At 70.6% G+C, this 6,335-nt stretch carries 8 protein-coding genes; 5 read left to right on the forward strand and 3 right to left on the reverse strand.

Translation table 11 applies throughout. From position 1 onward, the window contains the following. Nucleotides 1-7 precede the first annotated feature (7 nt). Nucleotides 8-571 (forward strand): GNAT family N-acetyltransferase, encoded by a 564-nt coding sequence (locus GPZ80_RS27990; RefSeq protein WP_187224091.1) that lies wholly within the window; start codon nt 8-10, stop codon nt 569-571. A 43-nt stretch (nt 572-614) separates the two neighbouring features. Here GPZ80_RS27990 and GPZ80_RS27995 read toward each other — a convergent pair whose 3' ends face one another. From GPZ80_RS27995 to GPZ80_RS28005, 3 genes are all read right to left on the reverse strand, one after another. Then, nucleotides 615-1,484: a S1 family peptidase gene (locus tag GPZ80_RS27995; protein WP_187224092.1), complete on the reverse strand. Its 870-nt coding sequence runs from the start codon at nt 1,482-1,484 to the stop codon at nt 615-617. 169 nt (nt 1,485-1,653) lie between these two features. Further along, on the reverse strand, nt 1,654-2,400 hold the full coding sequence (locus GPZ80_RS28000) for an SAM-dependent methyltransferase (protein WP_187224093.1): 747 nt from the start codon (nt 2,398-2,400) through the stop codon (nt 1,654-1,656). A gap of 143 nt (nt 2,401-2,543) precedes the next feature. Next, nucleotides 2,544-2,909: a DUF4180 domain-containing protein gene (locus GPZ80_RS28005; protein WP_312880623.1), complete on the reverse strand. Its 366-nt coding sequence runs from the start codon at nt 2,907-2,909 to the stop codon at nt 2,544-2,546. A 37-nt stretch (nt 2,910-2,946) separates the two neighbouring features. Between GPZ80_RS28005 and mobA the strand changes: the two genes are divergently transcribed. The 4 genes from mobA to GPZ80_RS28025 all read left to right on the forward strand — a co-directional run. Further along, nucleotides 2,947-3,501: a molybdenum cofactor guanylyltransferase gene (gene mobA / locus GPZ80_RS28010; protein WP_187224094.1), complete on the forward strand. Its 555-nt coding sequence runs from the start codon at nt 2,947-2,949 to the stop codon at nt 3,499-3,501. A gap of 74 nt (nt 3,502-3,575) precedes the next feature. Continuing rightward, complete coding sequence (locus GPZ80_RS28015) at nt 3,576-4,634, forward strand: AAA family ATPase (RefSeq protein WP_187224095.1); 1,059 nt, start codon at nt 3,576-3,578, stop codon at nt 4,632-4,634. Nucleotides 4,635-4,699: 65 nt separating this feature from the next. Then, entirely contained in the window at nt 4,700-5,581 is an 882-nt protein-coding gene (locus GPZ80_RS28020; RefSeq protein ID WP_187224106.1) for a DUF58 domain-containing protein, read from the forward strand. Beyond that, nucleotides 5,578-6,335 (forward strand): VWA domain-containing protein (locus GPZ80_RS28025; protein WP_187224096.1); only part of this gene is annotated, 758 nt, incomplete at its 3' end. The genes GPZ80_RS28020 and GPZ80_RS28025, both read left to right, overlap by 4 nt.

The following is a 6,335-nucleotide window of genomic DNA, read 5'->3' on the forward strand; positions in this document are numbered from 1 at the left end:
TGAGCGGGTGCGTGTCCTGTCGTGTCCCGAAGACGAGACACCGCTCCGATTCCGAGACCAGGTCTTGCGAATGCAGCACCAGGCGTGGCCTGGTGAACGGACTTCGCTGACGCACGACCCGGCGCTGCGGCCAGTGTCGATGCTGCTGCTCGACGAGGACGAGGTGGTCGCCGCCCTGGACGTCCTCGCCAAGCGGATCGTCCACGCGGGCCGGCCCTATTCCGCCGCCGGGCTGAGCACGGTCGTCACCCGGCAGGACATTCGTGGTCGCGGACACGGCCGCCTGCTCGTCTCAGCGGCTCACGACGCCATCGCCGACCGCGGGTTCGATCTCGGGATCTTCACCTGCGACCGTCCACTTCGAACCTTCTACGAGAGCGCGGGCTGGAGACCGCCGCGGGGCACGGTGCTTGTCGGCGGAACGGTCGAGACGCCGTTCGCCAGTGACCGGCCCGGGTTCGACAAGGTGACGATGGCGGACTTCTTCTCCGAGGTGGCCAAGCGGAACGAGTCGGCGTTTCACGACGCGCGTGTCGAGCTGCACTCCGGGGAGATCGACAAACTGTGGTGACCGCCCCTGGTGTCCACGCGGGACACCAGGGGCCGCCGTCCACTTAGAACACCGAGACGCCGTACCTGCTCAGGGCTTCGGTGACCGGCTGGTAGAACGTGGTCCCCCCGGTGCGGCAGTTGCCGCTGCCGCCGGAGGTCAGGCCGATCGCCTTCGAGCCGTCGTAGAGCGGGCCGCCGCTGTCGCCCGGTTCCGCGCACACGTTGGTCTGGATCATGCCGCGGACGGTGCCGCCGCCGGAGTAGTGGACGGTGACGTTGAGGCCGGTCACCGTGCCGCTCCTGGTGCCGGTGGTGCTGCCGCGGCGGCTGACCGACTCGCCGATGTAGGCGTCGGCCGCCGAGGTGATGTCCTGGCCGCCAACGGTGCCGGACACGGTGATCGACGGGTTGGTGTACTTCACGATGCCGTAGTCGTTGCCCGGGAAGCTGGAACCCGTGCGGTCACCCAGTTTGTTCGTCTGGCTGGAGTTCGCGTACCACGCCGACGCCGCGTCGGTGCAGTGTCCGGCGGTGAGGAAGTAGTACGTGCTGCCGCTGCGGACGTTGAAACCGAGCGAGCAGCGGTACCCGCCGCCGTAGATGGCGTCGCCGCCGGTGGTGAGCGGGGCGAAAGTGCCCGCCGCGCGTTCGACGCGGGCCGCGCCGTCCGAGCGTGCCGCCATGGCCACTAATCGGCCGAAGTCGGCCTCCCGCACGGAACTGTCGGCGGTGATCACGACCTGGTTGGTCGCGGGATCCACCGCCCACGCCGTGCCGGGCGTGCCGTTGTCGAGTCGGGACCGGAGCTCTTCGAGCTGTTGCACACCGCGCGACGAGGCCAGGTCGTTGGCCGCGGCCGTTCCGGGGACGATACCCGCGACCGCGAGTGCCGCCGCCGTGATGACGAGGGTGTGTCGGATGGTGGTTCTCATTGTTCCGCCCTTCAGCAGGGGACCGGGAGCGCGGTTCAGGCACGCTCCCGGGCGGTTTTAGAGAGGTGTTTCCCACCTAACGAGACAGTCTCGACCGTCACAAGCAGGCGTTGGAGTGATCTTCACGCGGGTAGGGGCTCGGCGGAAGACTTCCGTCGAGCCCCGCGCATCACCGCTTCATCAAAGCGAACAGACCCCAGCCGAGGTATTCGCGCAGGTAGCGGGTGTAGCGGATTTGCGACTCGCTCAAGTCCGCCCGCAGCTCGGGCGCCAACTCGTCATAGGGGTTGGCGTCGAGCCAGCGGCGGACGTTGAGCCACTGGGCGGCGACGTAGCGGTCCCAGCTGTCGCCGTCGGCGAGCACCATCTCGACGACGTCCCAGCCGAGGTCGTTGAAGTGCGCGACCAAGTCCGCCAGTGATCGCCACTCGTCGGGCCGGGTGGCATAGCAGGCTTCGATGGTCTCCTGGTCGGGTGGCGTCAGCCGCCAATACGGTTCGCCGATCAGCATCAGGCCGCCCGGCCGCAGGCTGCGGTCGAGCAACTCGACAGTGCCCGTGACACCCTCGCCGATCCAGGTCGCGCCGACACAGGCCACCAGATCGACCGGTTCGTCGGCGACGAAACCCACCGCGTCGTCATGCCGGAAGGCGACCCGGTCGGCCACCCCCAGTTCGACGGCGCGCTCGCGGGCGGCGTCAAGGAACACAGTGCTGATGTCGACGCCGACACCGCTCACGGCGTGCTCGCGCGCCCAGGTGCAGAGCAGTTCGCCCTTGCCGCAGCAAAGGTCGAGAACGGTCGTCCCCGCGGGCAGGCGCAGCGCCCGGCCCATCGTGGCGAGCTTCTCGCCGGTGATGGGATTGATGACGCGGTGGCTGCTCTCGCGGATGGAAAAACTACGTGGAAGATCCACTTCGGTCGGTCCTTACGGGTGAGGTGGGCGTGACAGGGATGCGTCGAGCCGTCCGAACAGCCACCGAAAACACCTCATCGAGTCGCAAGGGATCGCTTGACCCAAGCTAGAACGCGGGCGGCCCGCCCGTCCACGGGTTTTCGTCAGGGACGGCTCAGGCGCCCGGTCAGCTCGTCGAGCGTCGGCACGAACCAGAGCTGCGTCCCGCGGTTCGACTCGTGGACGAACGACGCCATCGCCTCGCTGCGCGCCACGTGCTCCGCTATGTCGCCGAGCACCGCCACACGCAGGCGGTAGTTGGCGAACTTCTGCGCGATCTCGCCCGCCACCCGGGTGCGCAGGGCGAAGAAGTCGTCGGCGAGCCGGGTCGTGGGGATGACGATCATGTCCACGTCCTGTCCCCAGAGCTGCCCGATGAGATCCGTGGCGTCCTGGTCGCGGGCCAGCGCCGGGCCGTCGGCGGCGAACACGGCCAGGGAGACGTCGTTGACGGTCATCGTGGTGAACACGGACACGGACGGTGGTCGCGGCCGTTAGGCTGGTCGAATGGATTCCTGGGCCGCGGTCATCCTCGCGGGCGGTCGCGCGTCGCGGATGGACGGCCGGGACAAGGTCGCCATCGAGATCGACGGGACGACGCTGCTCGCCCGCGCCGTGGACGCCGCCGCGGGCGCCGACCCGATCGTTGTGGTCGGCAAGCGCAGGCCGGTGCCGCGTCCGGTTGTGTGGACGGTCGAGGACGAGCCGGGGTCCGGCCCGGTCGCCGCCATCGCCGCCGGGGTCGCGGCGCTGCCCGACGACCCGGACCTGCCCGTCGTCCTGCTCGCCGCCGACCTGCCGCGGATCACTCAAGCCACCCTCGCCCGGCTGACCGGCGCCCTCGGGACGACCGGTGCTCTGCTCGTCGACCCCGACGGGCGCGACCAGTGGCTGCTCAGCGCGTGGCGGCTCGGTGTGCTGCGGGCGGCTCTTCCCGAGCGGCCCGAGGGGATGGCGCTGCGCAAGGTGCTGGGCGGACTCGACCCGCTGCGGGTCGCGGCCGTCGCCGACGAAGCCGCCGATGTGGACACTCCGGAAGACCTATCCCGTTTCACCAGTTGAGTTCACAGCGCTCACACCGCTCATGCGGTTGGCTGTAACCCGCTGGAATGACCGTGCGCTGAGGAGGACAGCTGGTGACCGAGCCTGGGCAGGTCGAGCAAGAGGGCAGCACGCCCGCGCGTGACGCGCAACTGCTCGAACGCACCGTGTTCGAGGTCAAGCGGGTGATCGTCGGGCAGGACCGGTTGGTCGAGCGGATGCTCGTCGGCCTGCTCGCCAAGGGACACCTGCTGATCGAGGGTGTGCCCGGTGTCGCCAAGACGCTCGCCGTGGAGACCTTCGCGCGGGTCGTCGGCGGTTCGTTCTCCCGGGTGCAGTTCACCCCGGACCTGGTGCCCGCCGACATCCTCGGCACCCGCATCTACCGGCAGTCCAGCGAGCGCTTCGACGTCGAACTCGGCCCGGTCGTGGCCAACTTCGTCCTCGCCGACGAGATCAACCGCGCGCCCGCCAAGGTGCAGTCGGCGATGCTCGAGATCATGGCCGAGCGGCACGTGTCCATCGGCGGCCAGACCTTCCCGATGCCCGACCCGTTCCTCGTGCTCGCCACGCAGAACCCGATCGAGAACGAGGGCGTCTACCCGCTGCCCGAGGCGCAGCGCGACCGGTTCCTCTTCAAGATCATCGTCGAGTACCCGACGGCCGAGGAGGAGCGCGAGATCGTCTACCGGATGGGCGTCACGCCGCCGGAGGCGAACCAGATCCTCAGCCCCGAGGAACTGCGCCGACTTCAGGACGTGGCCTCCAGGGTCTTCGTCCACCACGCGCTCGTCGACTACACCGTCCGGCTCGTCCTGGCCACCCGCACCCCCGCCGAGCACGGCCTCACCGACGTCGCGGGCTGGATCGCCTACGGCGCCTCGCCGCGCGCCAGCCTCGGCATCGTCGCCGCCGCCCGCGCCCTGGCGCTGGTCCGCGGCCGCGACTACGTGCTGCCCCAGGACGTCGTCGACGTCGTGCCCGACGTGCTGCGCCACCGGCTCGTGCTGTCCTACGACGCGCTCGCCGACGGTGTCCCGATCGACCACATGATCTCCCGGGTCATGCAGACCGTCCCGCTGCCGCAGGTGTCGGCGCGGCCGCAGGCGCCCAGCGGGCACCCGGCGCCGGCCGGGGTGGCCGGCAGGCCGTGAGCAGGCACAAGGCCGCCGAGGGCGAGCGCCCGAACTGGGCGCCGCCGGTGCTGCGGGGCGACCGCATGGAAGCGGGCCTGCGGCTGCTGGAGATCGACGTCCGGCGCAGGCTCGACGGGCTGCTGCAGGGCAACCATCTCGGTCTCGTGCCCGGGCCGGGGTCCGAGCCGGGGGAGGCCCGGCCCTACCAGCCGGGCGACGACGTCCGACGGATGGACTGGGCGGTCACCGCGCGCACGACGGTCCCGCACATCCGCGAGACCGTCGCCGACCGCGAGTTGGAGACCTGGCTCGTCGTCGACCTGTCCGCGAGCCTCGACTTCGGCACGGCCGCGTGCGAGAAGCGCGACCTCGCCGTCGCCGCGGTCGCCGCGATCGCCCACCTGACCCGCGGCGGCGGCAACCGGGTCGGCGCGCTGATCTCCACCGGCGAGAAGATGATCCGCATCCCCGCGCGCGGCGGGCTCGCCCACGCGCGCGGCCTCGTCCGCAAGGTCGCCGAGACCCCACGCGCGCCCCAGGGCGTCCGCGGCGACCTGGCCAACGCCATCGAGCAGCTCCGCAGGCCGCCGCGCAGGCGGGGGCTCGCCGTGGTGATCTCCGACTTCCTCGGGCCCACCGACTGGCAGCGCCCACTGCGCGCGCTGTCGCTGCGCCACGAGCTGATCGGGGTCGAGGTGGTCGACCCGCGCGACATCGAACTGCCCGACGTCGGCACCGTCGTGCTGGCCGACCCGGAGACCGGGCGCCAGCGCGAGGTCACCGCGTCACCGTTGCTGCGCAAGGAGTTCGGCGCTGCCGCGGCCGAACACCGCGAGGCCGTGGCCAAGGGCATCCGGCAGGCGGGCGGCGGGCACCTGGTGCTGCGCACGGACTCCGACTGGATCGCCGACACTGTCCGCTTCGTCGTGGCCCGCAAGCGCCGCTGGTCCGGAGGCGTCGCATGAGTTTCCGCAACTTCGCCACCCCCTGGTGGTTCCTGCTGCTGATCGCCGTCGCCGCGCTCGTCGTCGGCTACCTCTATGTGCAGCGCCTCCTGCGCAAGCGGACGCTGCGCTTCGCGAACCTGGAGCTGCTGGAACGGGTCGCGCCGAACCAGCAGGGCTGGATCCGGCACGTGCCCGCGATCGTGCTGATCATCGGCCTGGTGCTGCTGACCACCGCGATGGCGGGTCCGACCGCGCAGCAGAAGGTGCCGCGCAACCGGGCCACCGTAATGCTCGTGATCGACGTGTCGCTGTCGATGGAGGCCACCGACGTGGCGCCGACGCGGCTCAAGGCGGCTCAGGTCGCGGCCAAGTCCTTCGCCGAGGGGCTCACCCCGGGCGTCAACCTCGGCCTGATCACCTTCGCCGGGACCGCGACGGTCCTGGTGGCACCGACGACCGACCGGGTCGGGGTGGCCAAGGCGATCGACAACCTCAAGCTGGCCCAGTCCACCGCCACCGGTGAGGCGATTTTCGCGGCGCTGCAGGCGATCGAGGGCTTCTCCCAGGTCGTCGGCGGCCCCGAGGGTCCGCCGCCCGCACGCATCGTGCTGATGTCGGACGGCAAGCAGACCATCCCGACGGAGAACGAGGAAGACCCGCGCGGGTCCTACACCGCGGCCAAGGCGGCGGCGGACAAGAAGATCCCGATCACCACGATCTCCTTCGGCACCAAGGAAGGCACCGTCGACATCGAGGGCCGCGTGCAGTCGGT

The sequence above is a fragment of the Actinokineospora xionganensis genome (assembly GCF_014323725.1).
Lineage (GTDB): Bacteria > Actinomycetota > Actinomycetes > Mycobacteriales > Pseudonocardiaceae > Actinokineospora > Actinokineospora xionganensis.